Below are 23,461 nucleotides of genomic sequence, written 5' to 3' on the forward strand. Positions count from 1 at the left end.
GAATGAAGGGCCATTTCGTCGCCGCGATCCTGTCGCTGCTGTCCGCGCAGTCTGTCGTCGCCGGCCAGTATGCAAACTTCGATGTTGCCGTTTATATCGTGGCCAGCACCGCACAACGGCAGCTCAGCGACCCGAAGGCACTGGAGGCACAGTACGAGCGCGCCGCGAGCCAGCTGAAGTTCGACAAGGTTTATCTCGAGACCTATCGCGACAGCTTGTTCGTCGATGAGAAGACGCTGACGTCGATCAAACGATTCTTCGAGCGCAAGGGTGTAAAGGTCGCCGGCGGTATCACGCTCGCGAAAGGCGGGCACGGTGGGCAGTTCGGGACGTTCGACTACGAGAGCGCCGCCGATCGCGAGGAATGCCGGCGCGCGGTGGAACTGACGGCGCGACACTTCGACGAGATCGTGCTCGACGATTTCTTCTTCTACACGACGAAGAGCGACGCGAACATTGCAGCGAAAGGGTCGCGCAGCTGGACGCAGTACCGGCTGGAGAAGATGCGGGAGGTTGCCGAGAACCTGGTGATCAAGCCCGCGAAGGCGGTGAACCCCAAGGTCAAGGTCATCATCAAGTATCCGAACTGGTACGAGCACTTCCAGGCGCTCGGCTACGATCTCGATGTCGAAGCGAAGATGTTCGATGCCGTCTACACCGGTACCGAAACGCGCGACCCGGACATCACCGATCAGCTCCTGCAGCAGTATCAGAGCTATCTGACCTTCCGCTACTTCGACAATATCCGGCCCGACTACTCGCCGGACGCCGCGAAGAGCGGCGGCAATCGCGGCGGCTGGGTCGACACCTTCAGCACGAGATACATCGATCGCTACGCCGAGCAGTTGTGGGACACGATGTTCGCGAAGGCGCCCGAGATCACGCTCTTCAACTGGACCGACATGGCGTCGCCGAAGGCCGCCGAACCCGGCCACCGCTCGACCTGGGCGAACAAGCCGACGAGTTTTCGCTGGGACGAGATGGTCGGATCATTCAAGTCGAAGAACGGCGCAGCGCCCGGTTGGGGGCGGGTCGCCGGTTACTCGCTCGAACAGGTCGACGCGTTTCTCGGCAAGCTCGGCAAACCCATGGGTATCGCAAGCTACAAACCGTATCAATCGAGCGGCGAAGACTTCCTCCACAACTATCTCGGCAACATCGGCATCCCGATCGAGCTGACGCCGGTCTTTCCGGAGAGCGCGGATCTCGTGTTGCTGACGGAGAGCGCGAAACACGATCCGCAGATCGTCGAGCGCATGAAGCGTCAGCTGGCTGCCGGCAGGAATGTGGCGATCACTTCAGGCCTGTTGCGAGCCCTGCATGGCAAAGGGATCGAGGATGTCGTCGAGCTCGAGCACACGGATCGTCGCGTTGCTATTCGCGAGTTCCTGAACGGCTACGGTGCAGGCAATGGGACGAGCCTCAATGATCGGGCTGACAATCCGTCGATCGTGTTTCCGGAGATCCGCTTCTTCACCAACGATTCCTGGGTGCTGGTCCGCGGCGTCGCCCACTCGAAGGGGTTTCCGATCCTGCTGATGAATCGCTACTCGCGCGGAATCCTCTATGTCCTGAGCATCCCGGACAATCCAGGCGATCTCTACAACCTCCCGCAGCCGGTGGTGACCGTCATCAAGGGATACCTGCAGGACAACTTCCCGGTTCGCATCGATGCGCCTGAGCGCGTCAGTCTGTTCGCCTACGACAACAAGACCTTCATCATTCAGTCGTTCCGGGATGATGAGGCGAAGGCGAAGGTCTCGGTGGCGGCAGGCGCTATGAGGCTGCGGAATCTGGTCACCGGCGAGGTGCAATCATTGACTGCAATTCCGGTGAATCAGCGGCAGAAGGTGCCGGGTCGTTCGGAAGCGGCTGTCACGGTGCAGCCGCATTCCTATGGGGTGTATGCCGTGGAGTGAAGGTGCAGCCGCTACCGCGGCTGATACCCCAGCGTCACGAAGTACGACCTGCCGTCCTGGTAATAGAAGGCTGCTGTCTCATAGTCTTCATCGAACGCATTCGCGACCTTGCCCTGCACGGACCAGCCGTCGCCGAAGCGGAACGTCGCGAGGAAGTCGACAGTCGTGTAGCTGTCGAGCTTCGTCGAGTTCGCGAGGTTGTCGTAGCGTGAACCGACGATATTCGCCGTAGTGCCGATCGAGAACGCATCCGTTCCGTAGGCGACATCGATGCGGCCGGCGTCCGCGGCGCGACGCGGCAGCAGGTTGTCGCGATTGGTGCCGGAGTCGCGATTGCGCGGATCGAGGTGAGTGTAGTTCGCACCCAGCGACCAGTTTCCGAGTTGCGTGCCGGCTTCTACTTCGATGCCGCGAATACGCGCTTCGCTGATGTTCTGGGGCAGGAACGTCACGAAGTCGAACACGATCAGGTTGTCGACGTTCGTTTCGAACGCAGAGACCGACCACGTGCTTTGCGCGACCGCGCCGCTGATCCCAAGCTCGACGCTGTCCGACTCCTCCGGCTTCAGATCCGGATTGCTGAAGCCCGGGTAGTACAGGTCGTTGAAGTTCGGTGCGAGGAACGCTGTTCCCCAGGCCACGGAGAATGCGATGGCGTCGTCGGTGAACCATTTCCAGCCCACGCCGCCCGTGGTGTGGTTGCCGAACTGCTCGTTGTCGTCGCTGCGCACGGACGCGAGCACTTCATGCGCACCGATCCGGCCCGTGTACTGACCGAAGATCCCTGTGTTGTCGCGCGAGGTCTGATCGTATGGCGTGGAGCTCGCGACGCGATCATCGAGATAGTCCATGCCCAGTGTCAGGATGTGGCCGGCACCGACAGTCCAGTCGGATTGCAGGCTCGCGTTGCGGCGCTCCGTGTCGAATGTACTGGAGTACACGCCGTCCTTGAAATCATCGGCATCATCCTGGCTGAGCCCGAGCTGCATCGTCAGGTCCCAGTTCGAGGCCGCGGCAACTTTGCCCTTGAGCGAGTACACGCTCTGGATGAAGTCGGTTTCGTTGCCGAAGTCGCCGTCGTACTCCGTATGACCCGATGCGTAGAGTGCTGTCGCTTCGATCTCGGCGGTGTCATCCCAGCTGTAGCCCGCGCGCAGCGAACCCGAGGCATTGCGATAGCCGTCTTCGTCTGGTTCGTCGGTGAAGCAGCCGCCTGCGAACGAAGCGCGACACGAGTTGAAGCCCTGCGACTCGATGTAGTTGCCCGTCACGCTCACCCACGCATGCTCACCGCGTGCGCCGAAGCTTCCGCTTGCGTTGTACGTCTCATGAGAGCCGCCGCCGAGCGAGAAGGCAGGGCCGGACGCATCGCGCGTGAAGATCTGGATCACTCCGCCGATGGCATCCGCGCCGTACAGGCTCGATCGCGGACCGCGAACGATCTCGATGCGCTCGATCTGGTCGACGGGAATGAATTCGATGCGCGTTGTACCCGCAGTGGCTGAACCGACGCGGACACCGTTGACGAGCACGAGCACCTGGTCGGCTTCCGTGCCGCGCACGAACATGGAGCTGAGCTTTCCGAGTCCGCCGTTGTTCGCGATGCTGATGCCTGCTTCGCCGCGCAGCAGGTCCTGAACGGACTGAACCTGTCGCTTCTGGATATCGTCCCGCGTGAGTACGGTGACCGAGCCGATGACATCGGTGATCGGCTGAGCGATGCGCGCTGCGGTCACGACCACTTCCGCGACGGAATCGTCCGGTGCTGCAAGCGAAGTCAGCGGAGCGACGGCGCCGACGATAGCCGAAACGAACGGCCGACAATGAACCCGAGTCATGATGATCCTCTCCCCATGCACGCCCGCATGGACCGATGTGTTGTGATCGCGGAAGAGGTAGGGAGTGGCGCCGCAGCGCGTACTCTCATCGCCCGCCGCGACGTTGTACTGACCGCGGCTTCAGGCAACGAAGCGCGATCGCACCATCAGGCCGGTCTCCGGGCTCTCGAGTGAGCGTTGGCACGCTCGTCAGCATCGCCTTCCCACGCCTTGGGTTCGTTGCGAACCTGAGGCGCAGTGGCTGGAAACCCAAGAGTTTCCGGATGCCGATTGGACTCGACTACCGTTGCGGGGGCAGCGCCGGAATGGGATCTGAAGAGGAACAGATCCGCACCGGCTTCACGCTCGCCAAAGCTGCTTTTTTCAGCCTCGGCTCACCTGACGGAGGCGGCAAGGTAAGCATCGGCGGGGGCAGTGTCAAGAAAGAGCCGCGAGCCATGAGCCACGAGCCATGAGCCAGAGGGGATTTTCCTCCCTCTGGCTCGTTGCTCAGAGCTCACCGCTCATCGCTTCTTCAGAAGTCCACCATCAACCGCCCGTACACGAACCGTCCTGCCCGCCCGAACGGGCCGTAGTTCGAGTAGGGCAGATTGCCGGTGCTGTTCAGGGCGATGGGGACCGGATCGGGATACTCGTCGAACACGTTCTCAGCGCCGATGGCCAGGCGGATGTTGTCCGTGAACGAGAACCTGCCTTCGAGATCCACGATGGTTTCGGCGGCGAGCCACTGATCGATCGGCACGTACGTACCGGCGTTGACGTTGGCGAATGTCGCGTTCGTTCCGGAGTCCGGCACGAACACCTTGCCGTAACGGATGGCGCGTACAGTCGCGCCCCAGCGCTGCAGGTCCCAGTTCACGTTGAACGTGTACTTGTCCTCGGGATTGCCCTTTTCCATCGTCAGTACGTTGAAGCGATCGAACAGCGGTGGTGCCGGCGTGATCGGCGCATCGATCTCCGGAATCCTTGTCACGTCCGTGGAGTTGTAGTTCGCCGTCAGCGTGAGATCGAACCGGCCCGCGCCATCTGTCTGCAGCGGGTAGTGCGCCACGATATCGACGCCGCTGGTTTCGGTGTCGACGCCGTTGATGAAGAAGCGTCCGCCGCCGCTGCCGATGAAGCCCTGCGTCTCGAGATACGAACGGACGTTCGCCTGCGTGAGGTTCTCGGAAAGCACGATGCGATCGTCAATGTTGATCCAGTACGCATCGACGGTGAGGCTGAGCTCGCCGAATCGCATCACGGCACCGACCGAGTAGTTCAGCGATTCTTCGGCATCGAGCGGCTTCGCACCGAGTGCGACCGCGATGGGGTCCGATACCGGGAACGTCGTCACGTCGAACGGCACGCCGCCGATGAAGTTCGTCGACGTCGTCGCGAAGAACTGCTGCTGCAGCGAAGGTGCGCGGAAGCCGTTCTGGATCGATGCACGCAATGCGAATGCATCGGTGAAGTCATAGCGCAACGCGAACTTGCCCGAGAAGTTCTCGCCGAAGTCCGAGTAGTCCTCACCGCGCACCGCGACCGACGCGAGCAGCTTCTCCGTCAGGTTCGCTTCGAGATCGATGTAGACGCCGACGGCCGTGCGATCTTCATCGACTTCGTTTTCCGGCCGGAATCCCGGGAAAACCTGTGAACCCGATGCAGTGGCGCAGCCACCCGCTGCAATCTGTGCCGCCGTCGGAGTCGCGCAACCGGTGCCGGGAACCGACAGCGGCAGCAGCACGCCGCCGTTGCGATACGAGTCCGGTTCGCCCGCGGTGATGGAATAGCCTTCCTCGCGCGCCTCGAGTCCAATGGCCAGGTTGAGGGGCGAGGCAAGGCCGACGTCGATACCGCGCACGCCGGAGAAGTTGAACACGATCTGGTCATAGTCGAAGCCGCCGGCATCGAACACTGTCGGGCTCGCTGTTCCGAGTGAGCGGTTCAACGTGTTCTTGATCGTGAAATCCATTTCGTTCTTGCCGTAGACGAGCGAGCTGTCCATGTCCCAGTCGCCCCAGCCCCACTTCACACCCGCGGCGGCCGAGTAGTCGGTGACCTCGGGTGCGATGATGGGCAGGAAGCCGTCGGCGTAGATCTGGATGACATTGCGATCATCGAGTGCGCGGCGGAAGAAGCCAGCGGACTCCACATCGCGTTCCTGATAGCTCGCCCAGCCGTAGAGCTGCACGCCGCCGGAGAGGTCATAGCCGGTGTTCAGGAAGATCGTCTTCTGCTCCATGTCGGGCTCGCCCGACCAGGCATTGAAGCGTTCGATCGTCTGTTCGCGAGCATCGTACGTGCCGCCGACGAGCGGATACTGTTGCCGGAAGTCGAGGCCGTCGCGTTCCGTGCGCTGCTGATCTTTGTACTCGGCAGCGATCGTGAGGAAGCCGTCCTGACCGAGCGACAGTCCCTTCCACGCAGAGACCACCAGCGTCTCGCCGTCGGAGACATCGCGATCGACATCCGGCGAGGGAACCGTCCACGTAGCGTTCGCGGGCGGTTGTGTCGTGGGCGTCTTGTAGCTCGACTCACGCCAACCGTAGCTGCCGGAAGCGCCGCCGCCATCGCTGTTGTCCCGCAGCTGCAGGTTGATCACGCCGGCGATTGCGTCCGACCCGTACTGCGCCGATGCGCCGTCGCGCAGCACTTCGATCGATTTCACCATGGCGCTCGGGATGGTGTTCATGTCGACGGCGGACGAGCCGCGACCGATCGTGCCGTTGACGTTGACCAGCGATGCGGAGTGGCGGCGTTTGCTGTTTACGAGTACCAGCGTCTGATCGGGCGCAAGGCCACGCAACGTCGCCGGCCGGATCGTGTCGGTGCCGTCGGCGAGACCCGGGCGCGGGAAATTGAAAGAGGGGAGCACGGTCGACAGAGCCTGGTTCACTTCCGTGGTGCCGGAGTTCGCGAGCGTCTCGGCCGAGATCACGTCCACGGGCACAGCGGTATCGAGCGCCGAGCGGTTCTCCACCCGGGTGCCGGTGACGACGATCTGTTCGAGGACGTTCTTTTCTTCGGAAGGCACCGTCTGGGCGTGTGCCGAGTAGCTGGCCAGCAGCGTGAGCGACGCAGCGGACAACAGCCGTGAGGCGGATCGGTCGGGTTGCATGCATGTCTCCCTGTGGTTCGAAAAGGCCACCTGCCCCGGGGCGGCAGGCCGATCGGAAATCGACGGACCAGGGAGCGAACCCGCTTGCGGCCGGGCGAATCTGCAGCCTCGGCGCAACGCTCGACGACACGCCTCCCCTGCCGGTCGTGGCGGGACTGTGGCGGATCTGACCCGGGGGCGCTATCACGATTAGCCGAAACTGGACGATCAATCGAAGCGGCCCCGCCGGCTGCGATCGGCCCGCCCGTGGCGTGCGCCCCACAGCGAACATTCCCCCAGCCGGTCCTGTACGATTGCGCGGCCGACACCGATCACGGATCCCATGACTACGCATTCGCCGTTCCTTGTTACCGCTCTCGATGCCGCCCGGGCCGCCGCCGATGTCATTCGTCGCTATTACCAGCGCAATCTCGAGGTCGTGATCAAGGCGGACAAATCGCCGGTGACGCAGGCCGACATCGATACCGAAAAAGCGATTCGCGCCATCATCGGCGCACGCTTCCCGGAGCATGGGTTCTACGGCGAGGAAACCGGGCAGAGTGCGCTGGACGCCGACTATCTCTGGCTCGTCGACCCGATCGACGGGACCAAGGCCTTCGTTCGCGAGTACCCGTTTTTCTCGACGCAGATCGCGTTGATGCATCGGGGCGAGCTCATCGTCGGTGTTTCATCGGCACCGATTTATGGCGAGCTCGCGTATGCGCAGGCCGGCGTGGGGGCGTGGCTGAACGACAAGCCGATTCGCGTCAGCGACATCGACAGCATCGAGGCCGCGGCGATTTCAGCGGGCAATCTCAAGACGCTCGCGAAGAGCACCGGCTGGGCCCGCTACGGCCAACTCGTCGCACGAGTGAGCCGGATCCGGGGCTACGGCGACTTCCTGCACTATCACCTGCTGGCCGCGGGGAAGCTCGAAGCCGTGATCGAATCCGACGTGAACATTCTCGACATCGCCGCGCTCGCCGTGATCGTGGAAGCGGCGGGTGGAAAATTCACTGACCTGAACGGCAAGCCGCTGGGACTCGAAACGACGTCCGTGCTGGCGGCCAACTCGCGCATGCATTCGACCTTGCTGAGGGAGCTCTCTTAGCGCTCGAGAGAACCGACACTCGTTACGCGTTGGGGGCGCGGACGTGGACAGACCCAAGAAGAACACGGAGTCCCTATGGCCCAGCATCCCCCGTCGCCTTTTCACACCCGCGATCTGCCCGAGCCGCCCGCGCGCCTGTGGCCCCTGATCGGCCCCGGCGTCGTTGCTGCCGGTGTCGGGCTCGCCTCGGGCGAGTTCGTTCTCTGGCCCTACATCGCATCTCAAGTCGGACTGACGCTGTTGTGGGGTGCCGCGATCGGCATCGTCACTCAGTGGTTCATCAACATGGAGATCGAGCGCTACACGCTCGCCACCGGTGAGACGGCGTTGATGGGCTTCACGCGATTGTGGAAACACTGGGGCCTCGTGTTCGCCTTGATGGTGTATTTCGCGAACCTGTGGCCCGGCTGGGCGACGTCTTCCGCAACGATGGTGACGTATCTCGTCGGCGGCAATCCTCTGCCCATCGCGATCGGGATGCTCATCGTCATCGGCGCCGCGCTCACGCTCGCACCTGTCGTCTATGTGATGCTCGAGCGCGTGCAGTTTCTCAAAGTCATCGCCGTGATCACGTTCATCGCCGTGGCGGTGTTCTTCGTGATCTCCCGCGACGCTTGGACACAATTGCCGCGGACGATCGTCCATGTCGGAACGTTTCCGCCCGAGCTCGGTTTCGCGCTGGTGATGGGCGCGTTCGCATTCGCGGGCGCGGGCGGCGGGCAGAATCTCTGCCAGAGCAACTGGATCCGCGACAAGGGATTCGGCATGGGCGCTTACGTGCCGCGCCTGGTAAGCCCGATCACGGGTGAGGAGCACGCCGCGAACGTGCCGACGTGCTTCACCTTCGAGCCGACCGAACAGAATCTCTCCCGGTGGCGCGGCTGGTGGCGGCTGGCGAACATCGAGCAGGCTTCGACCTTCGCGCTCGTTTCCTTCGTGACCATCGTCTTCACGTCGATGATCGCCTACTCGACCGTCTACGGCAGGCCTGATGTGCCGCAGACAGTGGATTTCATCCGCGTGCAGGGAGAGCAGATGCAGGTGCAGGCGGGTACCTGGTTCGGCCTGCTGTACTGGATCATCGGCGCGATTTCGCTGTTCGCGGCCGCAATGGGCATCGTCGATTTCACCAGCCGCATCGGCGCCGACGTGATCAAGACAACGTACCTGCGCACGTCCAGGCACAGCGAAAGCCGGATCTATTTCGTGCTCGTCTGGGGCCTCGTTGCCTGCGGTTGCATCGTACTGCTGCTCGGCGTCACGCAGCCCCTGCTGCTGCTGATCATTTCCTCGGTGACCGGCGGGCTGATGATGTGCATCTATTCGGTCCTGCTGATCGTGCTGAACCGGAAGAAACTGCCGGCACCCATCCGCATTTCGCCGGTGAGGCTTGGCGCGCTGGTCTGGGCGGCGTTACTGTTCGGCGTGCTGGCATTGCTGACATTCCAGCAGCAGATCCGGAATCTGCTGTCGTGACGAGCGCGGTGGCCAGCAGGTGCAACCTCAAGGGTTGCCGCAGCATCCCAACGATGCCTCATCGTCGAGTACGGAGAACGTCATGAATTTCCTGCTTCTGGCCTTGGTCTGGTGCCTGCTCTTCGCGGTGGCATGGCCGATTGCGCTGGTCGTTCTATTGCTGATGCCGCTGCTGTGGCTGCTGTCGATTCCGTTCCGGATCGTCGGCGTGTTGCTGGAAGCGGCGATCGCATTCCTGCGCGCGTTGCTGTTTCTGCCGGCGCGACTGCTGGGGCACCGGGGATGAGAAGTTTCACACGCAGTTCACGCAGCGCACGGAGATAGAAAGCTGTGGGTCCGGCTCCAGCCACAAAGCCCGGCAGCTTTTCATTCTCTGGAACCTCCGTGTCCTCCGTGAGCTCCATGTGAAATCCCTTCTCCGGACTCACACCGCTACGAAAGTCCTTCCACCCTCCCAGCTCACTTCGCGAACGGCCACCCCGTAAAGCCGGCCGATATTGGTTTCAGTCAGAATCTCGCGAGTCGGTCCGCAGAGCCAGTCTCCGTCCCCGAAAAGCAAGACGGCCTGATCGCTGAATCTTGCGGCGAGGCCGGCGTCGTGCAGGCTCATGATGACCGCGCGGCCGGCGTCGGCGCGTGCACGGAAGAGCCGCAGAGCGTCGAGCTGATGCGGCGGATCGAGGTGATTGATCGGCTCATCGAGCAGGAACAGCTCCGGATCCTGCGCAAGCAACGTCGCGATCGCCGCGCGGCGACGCTCCCCGCCCGATAGTGTGCTGATGTCGCGCGCGGCGAATCCGGCGAGATCCACGGCTTCCAGTGCAGTGCCTGCGATGCTGCGATCGATGTCGCTTTCCCACTGCCAGAAGTCGATGTGCGGGTGCCGGCCGATGAGCGCGGTCTCCATCACCGTCGATGGAAATGGGTCCTCGGTTGTCTGCGCCAGCAAGCCGAGTTTGCGAGCGAGTTCTTTGCGCGGCCACTGCGCCAGCGATTGACCGGCAACGCTGATCGAACCTTTTTCGGCAGCTCGCAGACCGCAGAGCGTATGCAGCGTCAGCGTTTTTCCCGCGCCGTTGCGTCCCAACAGCGCAGTCACACTGCCGCTCGAAACGCTGAGATCGAGCGAGCGCACCAGCGTGCGACCCGCCACGGAGATATCGAGCCCGCGTACGTCCAGGAGTGTCATTGCGCCCAGCCGATTTCGGCCGCCGTCGTGGGTCCGATGACGACCTGATCGAGCGACTCGGGAATCTCAGCCTGCCTCGCGCTGACCGGAATCCGTCCGCCCATCAGCTCCGCGAACGACTGCGGATAAAGCGGCTGCAGATCCGGCTCCGCGTAGCCATCAGGCAATCGAGGCAGATTGTCCGGGCCGTATTTGTCGGTGGCGCCGAGCGTGTGAAGGAGTTCATGTGCGATCACGGTGTCGTTCGACCCCGCCATTGTGCGATCGGCGAACACGTGCACGATGCCAAACAGGCCCTTCTGCATGCCGACTGAGTGCTGCAGCGCTGGCGTCTGCCGAGGATCGTGATACAGCACGAACAGTTTGACCTCCGTGCCGGGTGGCCCGTCGATGCGCCATGCCCAGTAGCGCGCCCGCAGACTCCACAGCATGATGCCCAGGCGGCCTGTGCCGGGTTCGATCATCGGCGGCAAATCGCGTACTTGTGATCCCAGCAGCACGCGAACCGGGCGATCGAGCGCGATACCGTATTCCATGCCTTCTTCCGCGAAGAACGTTTCGATCGGCTGGAACGCATCGGCCGTCAGTTGCCGCACGTACCTCTCGGCCGTTGCGGAGCCGTCGCCGTTCGCAGGGACAATCGCTACGCTCAGTGGATTGCTCCAGTCCGTCGAGTACAGTCGATCGAACCACGTGTTCGCAGCGACGATCAGCAGGATCAGCAGCAGGACGGCAATGCGAAACTTGCGCCACATTGGATTGCGATGAGGATCGCTATGGTGCTTTCAGCTTGCCGCTTCGACGTTGAGTCCGGCGAGCCCGCCGTCGGCGGTGCTGTAGCTCACCGTCATCGGTTGGCAGCACACCGAGCAGTCCTCGATGTAGCTCTGTTCCTCGATCGACAGGTCCAGGAACAGCGTAATCGTCTCGCCGCAATGCGGGCACATGACTTCGGCGGTGGTCTCGAGCATGCGCACAAGCTACAGCGTAAAGGCGTTGCGAATCCACTCGATCTTGGTGCCTTCGACCGCCACGACATCGAACCGGGCCGGATATCGGCGCAGGTCGGCGCGATACGCGAGCAAGTGCCGCGCGGCGATGATGATGCGCTTTTGTTTGCGCCACGTGACAGAAGCGGCGGCACCGCCGAACGCGGCGCTTTCGCGATAGCGCACTTCGATGAGGACCAGAACGCCCCCTTGCAGCATGACGAGGTCGATCTCGCCAGCGCGGCAGCGATAGTTCCGGGTGACGAGCGTCAGTCCGTGCTGTTTCAGGTAGTCGAGTGCGGCGTCTTCGCCTGAGTTACCCGCATCCTTGCGGTTGATCATGCTGTTATCTCGAGGCGGTTGCCGTGGTTCCCACGGGTACGGGTTGACCATCCGTTACGCGAGCCCAGTCCAGTTCGCGGCGAACGCGGCCGCGCTCATCGATGGAGAGCAAGCCCGTCATGCCCGGGATCGTGTTGGCGGGGCCGAACTTGCCGGCCTTCAGCAAGGGCACGATGCGATAGGCGTCGAAGCCGAATGCGTAGAGCCGACCGCGACCGCGTGCGCGCACAGGCCAGTAGCGGCTCAGTGCAGTGCGCAGTTCGGTCGAAACCGCATCGGGCGAGATCACCCATGGCATGTCCGGGAAGATCACGCCGTCGAGATCGTTGTTCGCCTGCGCGTCGGGTTCGAAGATGTCCGATGTCGCGTACACGGGCAGATCGTCGGCGAGATAGAAGCGCAGTGTCGGACGCAGCGAACGACCTTGTGCAGGGTAAGCGCCGATGAATACGAACTTCGCATCGCTGCGCCGCCGCGGTTCGAACTCGAGGCGCTGTCCCAGAGCGGTGCTCAGCGAGTTCGCGCGTGCCCGACTCTCATCGATGAGCAGCAACCGCGAGATCGGATCCGAGAAGTCGCGTGCTGATGTGTCGTAGTAGCGCACGCCGGCAACACTTCCGCCTTGCGTCTTCAGCTCGGTTTCGAACGCGCGATAGAGGCGCTGGCCCCATTCATTGTTGGGCAGCAATGCGAGCCCGCGATTGCGGCCGTCAGAGACCACGCGACGCGCGACCTGACGGGCTTCGTCTTCAGGATCGAGTGAAAACTGGAAGAGCATTGGCGGCGAGCTCGCGCCATCGGGCAACTGGTTCAGTGCCAGTGTGAGCACGGAGACGTCACTCGATGCGCCGAGCGCAGCGACATCTTCCTTCATGAGCGGACCGACGACGAACTGAGAACCGTCGGCGATCGCACGGCGATACGCGGTGCTCGCGCCCATCGCGACCGTGTCATAGATGTTCACTTGCGGTCGGCGCGCGGGATCCTGTTGCAGCAGTGCGGCCATGAAGCCATCGCGCACGGCGACACCAGCAGCCTGCTGTCGTCCGCTGAGCGGCAGCACCAAGGCAACTTGCGTGGGATAGTCGAGACCGACGCCGAGATCGGGCAGCACTTCTTCATTGAGGAATGTGTTGGCCGGATGAGTCGGATACCGGGCACGCCAGCTCGCGAGATCGTTTTTCGCAGTGAACGGATTGCGTGCGGCAACGAGTGCGGCACTGCCCAGATCGAGCCAGCCGGCGACGATGGCGCTGCTGCCCGGCTGCGCTTTGAAATCGGCATTGCCGGCAGCGCTCTGCTGCAGACCTTCCCAGATGAGGCGCTGGTTGGCGCGGATGTCCTGAGGATTGTTCAGGAGTCGTTCGCGTTCGAGCGCCGTGGTGACCCCGAGTGCTGGTTTGTTCAGCGCGAACTGCGCTTTCGCGCGCAGGGCGAGAACGTCGGGTGCGTTCTCTCGGGGGATCGGCTGCGGGATGCGATCGAGCTCCGCGAGCGCCTTCGCTGGATTGCGGGACTGCAGCGCCAGTTCAGCGGCGATCTGAGCGCGCGTCGCGAAGTCCTGAGTCGGTAGCGAAGGACTCAGTTTCGCGAGCGTCGCGTTGACCTTGTCGGGATCGCCGGCGAGCAGATACTCCTTCGCAGCCCGCAGCAGGAGACGATCCCGCAGTTCCTTCGGCGACGTTGCCGCGACCTGTTCATAGACCTGCGCCGCCTCGACATACTTGCCTTCGCGCGCCAGCTTTTCCGCCTGCGCAAACTGCTTCTCGCTGCCGGGCGCCTGCGTTTGCGTCGTCGGCGTTGTGCATGAAGCGATGCTCAGTGCTGCCAGCACGCAGAGCAGGCCGTCCCGCACGGACCGCAGAGTCGTGAGCAGCTTCGATGGGCCTTCTGGTGCCCGGCCGCAGACGGTAGTCTGTGGGCCCGCGGGCAGGTGCAGCGTCAGGGACATGTCGGGAGATCCGGATGAATGCCAGGATGCGATGACGGGTCCGCAGTGTACCTGTCCGGTCTCGCGCCTGTAATTGCATCGTTCCACGGAAATACGCGTGTCAGCAGAATCCCCCACAAAAGCGGCTCCCGGGACGATATTCGTGGTAGCGACGCCTATCGGGAATCTCGGCGACCTGAGTCCGCGAGCACGCGAAGTGCTTGCCGGCGTGTCCCTGATTGCCGCGGAAGACACGCGCCACACCGGTCAGTTGCTGCAGTCGTTCGGTGTCGCGACGCCGCTCACGTCGATGCACGAGCACAACGAGTCGCGGAAGTCGGCGGCATTGCTGGATCGGGTCGCCCGGGGCGAATCCATCGCGATCGTGTCCGACGCCGGCACGCCGCTCATCAGCGATCCGGGCTTCGATCTGATCGCAGCTGCGCGCCAACGCAATATTCCCGTGATCGCCGTACCGGGCCCGTGTGCCGCGATCGCTGCCATTTCAGTTGCCGGACTGCCGACCGATCGATTCGCCTTCGAAGGCTTTCTCGCGTCGAAGAGCGCTGCGCGCCGCACACAACTGGAATCACTCGTCGCCGAGACGCGCACGCTCGTGTTCTACGAAGCACCGCACCGACTGACCGAAGTCCTGCGAGATATGGCGGCTGTGCTTGGCGGCGACCGGCGCGCCACGGTCAGTCGCGAGCTGACGAAACGATTCGAAACCACGTACAGCGGCTCACTCGCGGAACTGGCCGCTCTGGCTGAGCGCGACGAGAACATGTCGCGCGGCGAGATCGTCATCGTCGTCACCGGCGCTCCAGAACAATCTCACGACGCAGTCGCCCTCGATGCCCAGCAACTGCTGCGCGCGCTGCTCGACGAACTTTCTCCCGCCCAAGCCGCAAAAATCGCCTCGCGCCTCACCGGCACCAAACGCTCGGAGCTCTACGACCTCGCGATGCGCCTGAAGCCGGGCGAACAGATGTGAACAGTCGACGATCCCCTCGTCGTCATTCCCGCGCACGCGGGAATCCATCTTGTTTTTCAGCCCCGGATGGACACCCGCCTTCGCGGGTGTGACGGACGCGCCGTCCTTTTCTTTCCGAACCAACCGCCAACCGCCAACCGCTAACCGCTTCTTCCTTGCTACCATCGCCCCCGGAGTCGGCCAGACAACCGCTGTCCGCAAGGATGGAGGAAAGTCCGGGCTCCCAGGGCAAGGCGCCAGGTAACGCCTGGGGGACGTGAGTCCACGGAAAGTGCAACAGAAAGCAAACCGCCGAACTCCCGCAAGGGGGTGGTAAGGGTGAAATGGTGCGGTAAGAGCGCACCGCGCCGGTGGCAACACTCGGTGGCACGGCAAACCCCGCCTGGAGCAAGACCAAATAGGGAAGCACGCTGGCCAAGCAATTGGCCGGCACGTATGGCCCATACAGGCTTCCGGGTAGGTCGCTCGAGGTGCGCGGCGACGCGCACCCCAGATGAATGGTTGTCCTCGACAAAACCCGGCTTATCGGCCGACTCCTTTTTCTACCTGCCTGGCGACGTCACTCCCGCGAAAGCGGGAGCCCATGTCCTTATCCGGATGGATTCCCGCTTTCGCGGGAATGACGAGGCGAGAGTCGCTTCGCGTCTTTTTCGATTAAATTTCCTAAACGATTTCGGGCAGCCCCCATTCATGGCGTGAGGCTGTCCGGAATTTTTGTATACCTCCCCGGCCACTGGCCTTCGTAATAGGGCGCCAGAGCGCGTCGGCGCTTTGCCTCATTCCTGCCCCAACTCTGCGCAACTTTGCGCGCAGGCTCCTTTCCATCGTCCAGAAGAGCGGTCCACGGAGGAGCTTTCCGAAGTGCATTCTTACTTAAAGAAGCGCGCTTAACTCACTGATTCACATTGATACCTGTTTTCGAGTCTCCGGCCCCAGGGAGGTCCTGGAGCTAAGTCTCTGTCGCCAAACAGGAAATCACTCAGATTTTTTTGACTTGCAGCTTTGGCGGTACCTATAGTCGCCGCTCGGTGGGAAATAGTGGGAAGTCGTGGGTTGAAGGGGCGCGGAAGAGCGCCCTGAACCCTCAAGTGGCAAGCAAACATGTTCCGCGGTGCAAACAAGGTGACGCTCGACTCGAAGGGGCGGTTGGCCATGCCAACGCGCTACCGCGAGCGCATCGTCGAGCGCTCCAACGGGAGGCTCATTGCGACCGTCGATCGTTCGGATCGCTGCCTGCTCATTTACCCGCTGCCGGAATGGGAAGAGATCGAGCTGAAGCTGCGGCGGCTGCCGACGCTCAACCCGGTCGCGCGTCGGTTGCAGCGGCTGATGATCGGCCACGCCACCGACCTCGAGCTCGACAACAGCGGCCGGATCCTGGTGCCCCCGAGCCTGCGCGAATACGCCGGGCTTTCCCGCACGGCGATGCTGATCGGCCAGGGCAACCGGTTCGAGCTTTGGGACGAGACGCAGTGGAACGACAGCCGCGAGCAGTGGCTGAAGGTGGATGAGGAAGCTGAGGAGTTGCCGCCGGAGCTGTCGTCGCTGTCGCTCTAGTGCGCGGCTCAGGGCCTGGTGATTAGTGAAGGGGTTGGGATGTCCGAACACACGCCGGTACTTCTCGAGGAAGTGCTGGCAGCGCTGCAGGTTCGCGAGTCAGGTCGTTATCTCGATGCGACCTTCGGCCGCGGCGGACATACGGCGGCGATTCTCGAGCGTGTGGGCAAGGAGGGCAGGGTCGTAGCAATCGATCGGGATCCGGATGCCATTCGCGCCGGCCGCGAACGGTTCGGGGCCCAGCGTTCTTTGACGGAAAAGGGTTTGCTGGCGGATGGACGGTTGACATTGGTGCTGAGCCCGTTCTCGCTTCTCGCGCAGGTCGTGGCGGAGGCGGGCGCGGTCGGGGGTTTCGATGGCGTGTTGCTCGATCTCGGTGTTTCGTCTCCGCAGCTCGACAACGCGGCGCGTGGCTTCAGCTTCGTGCAGGACGGTCCGCTCGATATGCGGATGAACAACGCAAGTGGCATGACGGCGGCGGATTGGCTGGCAAAGGCGCCAGAGCACGACATCGCGCGCGTCATCCGCGAGTTCGGCGAAGAGCGGTTCGCGAAGCGCATTGCGCGAGCGATCGTTGTCGCGCGCGGTGTCGAGCCGATCGTGCGTACGTCCCAGCTGTCGCAGATCGTTGCCGGCGCGGTGCCGATGCGCGAGCCGGGGAAACACCCTGCCACTCGCACCTTCCAGGCGATCCGCATCCACGTGAACCAGGAGCTCGATGAGATCGAGGCTGCGCTCGAGGCCTCGCTGCTCGCGCTCGCGCCGCACGGTCGTTTGTGCGTGATCAGTTTTCACTCGCTCGAAGATGGAATCGTGAAGCGCTTCATGCAGAAGCATTCGCAGGAAGACCCCGTGTACGCCGGATTGCCGGAAGTGCCGGCGCACGCACGCCCGAAGCTGCGCCGCGTCGGCAAAGCGATTCATCCGTCGGCGGTCGAGGTGGACCGCAATCCGCGCGCTCGCAGCTCGATCATGCGAGTCGCCGAGAAGGTGGCCGCATGAACTCGGTCAGCCGCTGGTCGCTGCCGGTCTTGTGGTGCCTGCTGTTCGCGTCGGCGATCGGCGTCGTGTGGAGCCGGCATGAGACGCGCAGTCTCTTCATCGAATTGCAGGGGCTGCACGGGCAGCGCGATGGCCTCGATATCGAGTGGGGCCAGCTGAAGATCGAACAGAGCGCATGGTCGACGCACGGGCGCGTCGAGCAGACGGCGCGTTCCAATCTGAAGATGGTGATTCCGAAGCCCGACGAAGTCCGACTGGTGCAGCCGCAGTGATCCGCAACGACAACAACAGGGCATTCTCGGCCGAGCAGTTCGGCACGCGCTTGCGTGTCGTGCTCGGCCTGCTGCTCGTCATTGCCGTCGCGCTCGTTGCGCGCGCGGTCGATCTGCAGTTGCTCGATGATGGATTTCTCGAAGGGCAGGGCGACGCGCGCTTCACCCGTGTAGCCAAACTGTCAGCCATTCGCGGCGCGATCTACGATCGCAACGGCGAGGCGCTCGCGGCGAGCATGCCTGTGGATACCGTCTGGGCATCGCCGAAAGAGGTGATGAAGTCGTCGGATCAGCTGCCCCGACTGGCTGAGGCATTGAATCGCGATCCGAAGTGGCTGACGCAGGTGCTCACCAGCAACCTCGAACGCGACTTCGTCTATCTCGTGCGCCACATGCGCCCGAGCGATGCCGCTCAGGTTTCGGCGCTCAAGATTCCCGGCGTCTATCTGCTGCGCGAATACCAGCGCTTCTACCCGGCGGGCGAAGTCACCGGTCATCTGCTCGGCTTCACGAAGAAGTACGAAGACATCGGTCAGGAAGGACTCGAGCTCGCTTACGACCGCTGGCTCGGTGCCGAAGCCGGAGCGAAGCGCGTCATCCAGGATCGCTACGGTCGCACTGTCGAAGACATCGAGAGCATCCGAGCGCCACGTCCGGGCAGCGATCTCGTGACGAGCATCGACCTGCGCATCCAGTACCTCGCGTATCGCGAGCTGAAGTCGGCCGTACAGCTGCACCAGGCGAAGGCCGGCTCGATGATCGTGATCGATGTCGAGACGGGCGAGATCCTGGCGATGGTGAATCAGCCGTCGTACAACCCGAATGATCGCGATCAGGTCGCGGCGTCGCGCTATCGCAATCGTGCTGCGACGGACATCTTCGAGCCGGGTTCGAGCATCAAGCCGTTCATCGCCGCGGCGGGCATCGCTTCGGGCCGTTTCCATGCGAGCACGCAGATCGACACATCGCCGGTCCGTGTCGGCGTGAAGCTCATCGAGGATCACAAGCATCTCGGTACCGTGCCGCTCACGACCGTTCTCGCGAAATCGAGCAACGTCGGCATGGCGAAGATGGCGCTGAGCCTGTCGCCGGACAGCATGCACGACACGTTGACGGCGTTCGGCTTCGGTCAGGTGTCGGGCAGCGGGTTCCCCGGAGAATCGGCAGGATTGCTCAATGATGCATCGCACTGGCGGCGAATCGGCCAGGCGACGATCTCCTATGGCTACGGCCTGTCGGTCACGCCGCTGCAGCTTGCGCACGCTTACGCGACGCTGGGTTCGGGCGGTGTCAGCCGGCCAATCACGCTGCGGCGTGTGGATGCCGCTGTTCCCGGGCAGCGTGCAATCGATGAACACGTCGCTCGCGAGCTGATCGACATGATGGAAAGCGTCGTGTCGCAGGACGGCACCGGCAAGAGCGCGGCACTTGCCGGGTATCGCGTCGCCGGGAAAACCGGTACGGCCTGGACGGCTGCGTCCGGTGGCTATTCGACCGACCGTTACAAGGCGACATTCGGCGGCGTCGTGCCCGCGAGCAAACCGCGGCTGGCTGCGATTGTCGTTATTGACGAGCCGGGCGGTCAGCTCTACTACGGAGGCGACGTCGCCGCCCCCGTGTTCTCCAATGTGATGGCAGGTGCATTGCGCCTGCTGGGTGTGCCGCCGGATGGCCTGGACCAGTTGCCGAAAGCGACGCTGGCGCAGGCGAGCCGCGGATCGCAATGAGTGCCATGAACAGTGCACTCGCAAGGCGAAACGCAGTGAATGTCACGCGCCAACAGGCAGGAAAGAATCTGCGTGCGTTGCTCGCGGGGACTGCTGCTGCCGACGTTCCGGATCTCGAGATCACGGACCTGACGATCGACAGCCGCAAGGTACGAGCGGGCGGTGCGTTCGTCGCACTTCCCGGTCTGCGTAGTCACGGCGTCAGCTTCGCGACGCAAGCGATCAGCTCCGGCGCGATCGCGGTTCTGTGGGAGCCGGCCGACGGTGTCGTGCCGCCAGCAGTCCCGGCTAACGTAGCGATGGTCGCTGTGCCCGATCTGAAGGCCGCGATCGGAACGATCGCGGATCGCTTCTTCGATTCGCCGTCCGCAGCGGTGTTCGTCACCGGTATCACCGGAACCAACGGCAAGACGACGACGGCCTACGTCCTGGCCGGTGCGCTGGCGGAGCTCGGTCGGCCGTCGGCTTATGCGGGCACGCTCGGTCACGGTCGCATCGGCGCTGTGAAGCCGGGTACGCATACGACGCCAGATGCGATCACGCTGCATCGGCAGATCGCCGAACTGCGCGATGAAGGCATCACGCACCTCGGGATGGAAATCTCGTCGCATGCGCTCGACCAGGATCGTGTCGCGGGGGTCCGTGTCGACACGGCCGTGTTCACGAACCTGACTCATGACCATCTCGACTATCACGGGACCTTTGAAGCGTACGGCGAAGCGAAGGCGCGGCTGTTCGCGTGGCCGACGCTCGAACACGCGGTCATCAATGTCGACGATGCGTTCGGGCTGAAGCTGGCACGCGAGTATCGAGGCGAAGGTCTCGTTGCATGCGCGCGGTCGACTTCGTCGCTCGCGTCGCTGCCAGCCGATACATCACACGTCCTGGTTCGCCGCGTTCGCGCCGAGGCGGGCGGGCTGGTCATCGATCTCGACGGCACGTGGGGAACCGCCACGCTGCGGTCGCGTTTCGTTGGCGACTTCAATGTCGACAATCTCATCGCCGTGCTGGCAGTGCTGCTCGGCTGGGGGTTCGAACTCTCCGATGCAGTTGCCGCACTCGAGCGCTGTTCTCCACCACCCGGTCGAATGGAAACGTTCACTGCGGCGGGCAAGCCGCTGGCGGTCGTCGACTATGCGCATACGCCTGATGCGCTCGAGAAGGCGTTGCTGGCTGTTCGCAATCACTCGAGCGGCCGCCTCATCTGTGTGTTCGGTTGCGGTGGTGACCGCGACGCACGCAAGCGACCGGCAATGGGTGAAATCGCCGAACGTCTCGCCGATGTCGTCGTGATCACCGACGACAACCCCCGCACCGAGGATGGCAATGCGATCGTGGCCGGAATCGTCGCGGGGCTGAAAGAGCCGCAGCGTGCCACGGTCGAGCGTGATCGGGCGCGTGCGATCGAACATGCCATCGCGAAGGCCGGTGCCGGCGACGTGGTTCTCGTCGCGGGCAAGGGGCATGAGGACTACCAGATCGTCGGGATCGAGACGCGCTACTTCAGCGATCGCGACGTCGTGCAAGCCGCGCTGAGGAGGGATGCATGAGTAATCAAGCCCTCAAGAAGACTCTCAACGACATCGTGCGAGTCACCGGCGCCGAACTGGTCGGCGAGAACTGTGAGTTCACGAGCGTCTCGACCGATAGTCGCTCGTTGCAGCGTGGCGCACTCTTCGTCGCACTGTCCGGCCCGAACTTCGACGGTCATGACTTCGTGTCCGCAGCCGCCGAGCGCGGCGCAATCGCCGCACTCGTCGAGCGACCACTGCCCGTTGAGTTGCCACAGGTCGTCGTGCCCGATGCTCTCGCAGCGCTGTCGACGTTCGCGCGCGAATGGCGTCGGCAGTTCCAGATTCCTGTGATCGGCGTCACCGGCAGCAACGGCAAGACGACGACGAAGGAACTGATTGGCGCGATCCTGACGCGGCTCGGGGCCTGCCTCATCACCCGCGGCAACCTCAACAATCACATCGGCGTGCCGCTGACGCTCATGCAGATGAACGCGACGCATCGTTATGCCGTCATCGAGATGGGTGCGAATCATCAGGGCGAGATCGCGCATCTGGCGGGCCTCGCGGAGCCGACGATCGGCATCGTGACGAACGCAGGCGCCGCCCACCTCGAAGGCTTCGGCAGCCTCGACGGTGTTGCGAACGGCAAGGGCGAGATGTTCCAGGCATTGCCTGCCGACGGCGTTGCAGTGATCAACGCTGACGACAAGTACGCGGCACAGTGGCGCGACAACCGGACAGCGGAGAAGGCGTTCTCCTTCGGTTTCGAGCAGCCCGCTGATTTCATGGCGCGCAAGGTCAATGCGAGCGGCGACGCTGGCGGTTTCCGCATCGATTTCGAACTGGCGACACCCGCGGGCACGAAGCCGGTGACGCTTGCGCTCGCCGGATTGCACAACCTTCGCAATGCGCTCGGCGCGGCCGCTGTCGCCTTCGCAGCTGGCGCAACGCTCGAGCAGATCGTCGAAGGACTCGGTGCGATGCGCGCGGTTTCCGGACGGCTCGAGCTCAAACCCGCGATCAACGGCGCTTTCCTCGTCGACGATTCGTACAACGCCAATCCGAGCTCGCTGAAAGCCGGACTCGATGCGCTGCGCGGCTTCAGCGGCAAGCGCTGGCTCGTGCTCGGCGACATGCTCGAGCTCGGTGAAGGCGCGAACGAGCTCCATGCCGAAGTCGGGCGCTACGCGCGCCAGGTGGGTGTCGAGCGGCTCTTCGCGATCGGCAAGCATTCGCACTTCGCGGTCGAAGCTTTCGGGCGCGGCGCCCAGTGGTTCAACGATGTCGAACCGCTCATTGCCGAGGCGCGTCGTTCACTGACGGCCGGCGTCGCGGTGTTGATCAAGGGTTCGCGCGCCAACCGATTGGAGCGCGTATCGGCAGCGCTGGCGGCCACGCCGCCGCAGGCAGCGAACGGACACTAAAAGAAGAATCACATGCTGTTCTATCTCGCCCACTACCTGAGCGACTTCCATTCCGGCTTCCGTGTGTTCCAGTACCTGACGCTGCGCGCGATTCTCGCGGCGCTCACGGCACTCGTGATCTCTTTCATCGTCGGTCCGTGGATGATCCGCACGCTGTCGGACCGACAGATCGGTCAGCGCGTTCGCGACGACGGTCCGAAGACGCACTTGCCGAAGGCCGGAACGCCGACGATGGGCGGCGCGCTGATCCTGGTCGCGATCGGCGCGAGCACGGCGTTGTGGGCGGACATGACCAATCGCTTCGTGCTGATCACGCTGCTCGTGACGCTCGCGTTCGGCCTGATCGGATTCTGGGACGACTATCTGAAGCTCGTCGTCGGCAACAGCCGCGGTCTCATCGCGCGCTACAAGTACTTCTGGCAGACGATCGCCGGTCTCGGCGCGGCGATCGCGCTGTACATGACTGCGAAGGCGCCGGCGGAAACGGCGCTCTACGTTCCCTTCTTCAAGACGGTAATGGTGCCGCTCGGTGTCGGCTACATCGCTCTCACCTATTTCGTCATCGTCGGTACCAGCAACGCGGTGAATCTCACCGACGGGCTGGACGGTCTCGCAATCATGCCCGCGGTTCTGGTTGGCGGTGCTCTGGGAGTTTTCGCTTATGCAACAGGCAATGCGGTGTTCTCGGGTTATCTCGGCATTCCATTCATCGAGGGCACCGGTGAAATACTGGTGTTCTGCGCGACGCTGGTCGGTGCTGGACTCGGATTCCTCTGGTTCAACACCTATCCGGCCCAGGTGTTCATGGGTGATATCGGTGCGCTCGCGCTTGGTGCGGCACTAGGCGTCGTCGCCGTCATCGTCCGGCAGGAGATCGTGCTCTTCATCATGGGCGGCGTGTTCGTCATGGAAACGCTGTCGGTGATGCTGCAGGTCGCCTCGTTCAAGCTGACCGGCAAGCGCATCTTCCGCATGGCGCCGATCCATCATCACTTCGAGCTCAAGGGCTGGGCCGAGCCGAAGGTGATCGTGCGCTTCTGGATCATCTCCGTGATCCTCGTGCTCATCGGTCTTGCGACGCTGAAGGTGCGCTGATTC

General features: G+C 63.2%; 19 protein-coding genes, 1 other RNA gene and 1 riboswitch. Of the genes, 13 read left to right on the top strand and 7 right to left on the bottom strand.

From position 1 onward, the window contains the following. Positions 1 to 2 precede the first annotated feature (2 nt). On the top strand, positions 3 to 1,919 hold the full coding sequence (locus HNQ60_RS18605; RefSeq protein ID WP_184334268.1) for a hypothetical protein: 1,917 nt from the start codon (positions 3 to 5) through the stop codon (positions 1,917 to 1,919). An 11-nt stretch (positions 1,920 to 1,930) separates the two neighbouring features. On the opposite strand, the gene HNQ60_RS18610 is transcribed toward HNQ60_RS18605, so the two are convergent. Further along, positions 1,931 to 3,757, bottom strand: a complete 1,827-nt coding sequence (locus HNQ60_RS18610) for a TonB-dependent receptor domain-containing protein (protein WP_184334269.1) — start codon at positions 3,755 to 3,757, stop codon at positions 1,931 to 1,933. A gap of 132 nt (positions 3,758 to 3,889) precedes the next feature. Next, a riboswitch (cobalamin riboswitch) is annotated at positions 3,890 to 4,154 on the bottom strand. A 117-nt stretch (positions 4,155 to 4,271) separates the two neighbouring features. Then, positions 4,272 to 6,857 (bottom strand): TonB-dependent receptor plug domain-containing protein, encoded by a 2,586-nt coding sequence (locus tag HNQ60_RS18615; protein ID WP_184334270.1) that lies wholly within the window; start codon positions 6,855 to 6,857, stop codon positions 4,272 to 4,274. A 322-nt stretch (positions 6,858 to 7,179) separates the two neighbouring features. On the opposite strand from HNQ60_RS18615, the gene HNQ60_RS18620 reads away from it, so the two are divergent. The 3 genes from HNQ60_RS18620 to HNQ60_RS18630 all read left to right on the top strand — a co-directional run bounded on the left by HNQ60_RS18620 (position 7,180) and on the right by HNQ60_RS18630 (position 9,709). Continuing rightward, a complete protein-coding gene (locus tag HNQ60_RS18620; RefSeq protein ID WP_184334271.1) occupies positions 7,180 to 7,947 on the top strand; it encodes an inositol monophosphatase family protein in 768 nt (255 codons plus the stop codon). 75 nt (positions 7,948 to 8,022) lie between these two features. Next, positions 8,023 to 9,423, top strand: coding sequence for an Nramp family divalent metal transporter (locus HNQ60_RS18625; RefSeq protein WP_184334272.1), 1,401 nt, complete (start codon positions 8,023 to 8,025; stop codon positions 9,421 to 9,423). An 82-nt stretch (positions 9,424 to 9,505) separates the two neighbouring features. Further along, positions 9,506 to 9,709 (top strand): hypothetical protein, encoded by a 204-nt coding sequence (locus HNQ60_RS18630; RefSeq protein WP_184334273.1) that lies wholly within the window; start codon positions 9,506 to 9,508, stop codon positions 9,707 to 9,709. A gap of 138 nt (positions 9,710 to 9,847) precedes the next feature. On the opposite strand, the gene HNQ60_RS18635 is transcribed toward HNQ60_RS18630, so the two are convergent. Genes HNQ60_RS18635 through HNQ60_RS18655 form a run of 5 tightly spaced genes read right to left on the bottom strand, consistent with a single transcriptional unit; the run spans position 9,848 to position 13,894 of the window. Then, entirely contained in the window at positions 9,848 to 10,612 is a 765-nt protein-coding gene (locus tag HNQ60_RS18635; RefSeq protein ID WP_184334274.1) for an ABC transporter ATP-binding protein, read from the bottom strand. Further along, positions 10,609 to 11,367: a hypothetical protein gene (locus HNQ60_RS18640; RefSeq protein WP_184334275.1), complete on the bottom strand. Its 759-nt coding sequence runs from the start codon at positions 11,365 to 11,367 to the stop codon at positions 10,609 to 10,611. The genes HNQ60_RS18635 and HNQ60_RS18640 overlap by 4 nt, the downstream gene beginning before the upstream one ends. Positions 11,368 to 11,397: 30 nt before the next feature. Beyond that, a complete protein-coding gene (locus tag HNQ60_RS18645; RefSeq protein ID WP_184334276.1) occupies positions 11,398 to 11,583 on the bottom strand; it encodes a CPXCG motif-containing cysteine-rich protein in 186 nt (61 codons plus the stop codon). Between the two features lie 9 nt (positions 11,584 to 11,592). Continuing rightward, positions 11,593 to 11,943, bottom strand: a complete 351-nt coding sequence (locus HNQ60_RS18650; RefSeq protein ID WP_184334277.1) for a YraN family protein — start codon at positions 11,941 to 11,943, stop codon at positions 11,593 to 11,595. Between the two features lie 4 nt (positions 11,944 to 11,947). Further along, positions 11,948 to 13,894 (bottom strand): penicillin-binding protein activator, encoded by a 1,947-nt coding sequence (locus HNQ60_RS18655; RefSeq protein WP_184334278.1) that lies wholly within the window; start codon positions 13,892 to 13,894, stop codon positions 11,948 to 11,950. Positions 13,895 to 13,991: 97 nt separating this feature from the next. Here HNQ60_RS18655 and rsmI point away from each other — a divergent pair, with 97 nt between their 5' ends. The 9 genes from rsmI to mraY all read left to right on the top strand — a co-directional run bounded on the left by rsmI (position 13,992) and on the right by mraY (position 23,458). After that, on the top strand, positions 13,992 to 14,867 hold the full coding sequence (gene rsmI / locus HNQ60_RS18660) for a 16S rRNA (cytidine(1402)-2'-O)-methyltransferase (RefSeq protein ID WP_322096883.1): 876 nt from the start codon (positions 13,992 to 13,994) through the stop codon (positions 14,865 to 14,867). A 172-nt stretch (positions 14,868 to 15,039) separates the two neighbouring features. Beyond that, positions 15,040 to 15,408: RNase P RNA component class A (rnpB, locus tag HNQ60_RS18665), an RNA gene on the top strand. Positions 15,409 to 15,968: 560 nt separating this feature from the next. Further along, entirely contained in the window at positions 15,969 to 16,424 is a 456-nt protein-coding gene (gene mraZ, locus HNQ60_RS18670) for a division/cell wall cluster transcriptional repressor MraZ (RefSeq protein ID WP_184334279.1), read from the top strand. 39 nt (positions 16,425 to 16,463) lie between these two features. Next, a complete protein-coding gene (gene rsmH, locus HNQ60_RS18675; RefSeq protein ID WP_184334280.1) occupies positions 16,464 to 17,426 on the top strand; it encodes a 16S rRNA (cytosine(1402)-N(4))-methyltransferase RsmH in 963 nt (320 codons plus the stop codon). Continuing rightward, positions 17,423 to 17,698: a cell division protein FtsL gene (gene ftsL, locus HNQ60_RS18680; protein ID WP_184334281.1), complete on the top strand. Its 276-nt coding sequence runs from the start codon at positions 17,423 to 17,425 to the stop codon at positions 17,696 to 17,698. The genes rsmH and ftsL overlap by 4 nt, the downstream gene beginning before the upstream one ends. Continuing rightward, positions 17,695 to 19,425 carry a peptidoglycan D,D-transpeptidase FtsI family protein gene (locus HNQ60_RS18685; protein ID WP_221304286.1) on the top strand — a complete coding sequence of 577 codons (1,731 nt, stop codon included), beginning with the start codon at positions 17,695 to 17,697 and terminating at the stop codon, positions 19,423 to 19,425. The genes ftsL and HNQ60_RS18685 overlap by 4 nt, the downstream gene beginning before the upstream one ends. Before the next feature lie 5 nt (positions 19,426 to 19,430). Beyond that, the gene (locus HNQ60_RS18690; protein ID WP_184334283.1) at positions 19,431 to 20,975 is read left to right on the top strand and encodes a UDP-N-acetylmuramoyl-L-alanyl-D-glutamate--2,6-diaminopimelate ligase; all 1,545 of its coding nucleotides are present in this window, start codon (positions 19,431 to 19,433) and stop codon (positions 20,973 to 20,975) included. Next, entirely contained in the window at positions 20,972 to 22,363 is a 1,392-nt protein-coding gene (locus tag HNQ60_RS18695) for a UDP-N-acetylmuramoyl-tripeptide--D-alanyl-D-alanine ligase (RefSeq protein ID WP_184334284.1), read from the top strand. Before HNQ60_RS18690 ends, HNQ60_RS18695 begins: the two co-directional genes overlap by 4 nt. Before the next feature lie 12 nt (positions 22,364 to 22,375). Then, complete coding sequence (gene mraY, locus HNQ60_RS18700) at positions 22,376 to 23,458, top strand: phospho-N-acetylmuramoyl-pentapeptide-transferase (RefSeq protein ID WP_184334285.1); 1,083 nt, start codon at positions 22,376 to 22,378, stop codon at positions 23,456 to 23,458. The last annotated feature ends 3 nt before the right edge of the window (positions 23,459 to 23,461 follow it).

The sequence above is a fragment of the Povalibacter uvarum genome, assembly GCF_014202975.1.
GTDB lineage: Bacteria > Pseudomonadota > Gammaproteobacteria > Steroidobacterales > Steroidobacteraceae > Steroidobacter > Steroidobacter uvarum.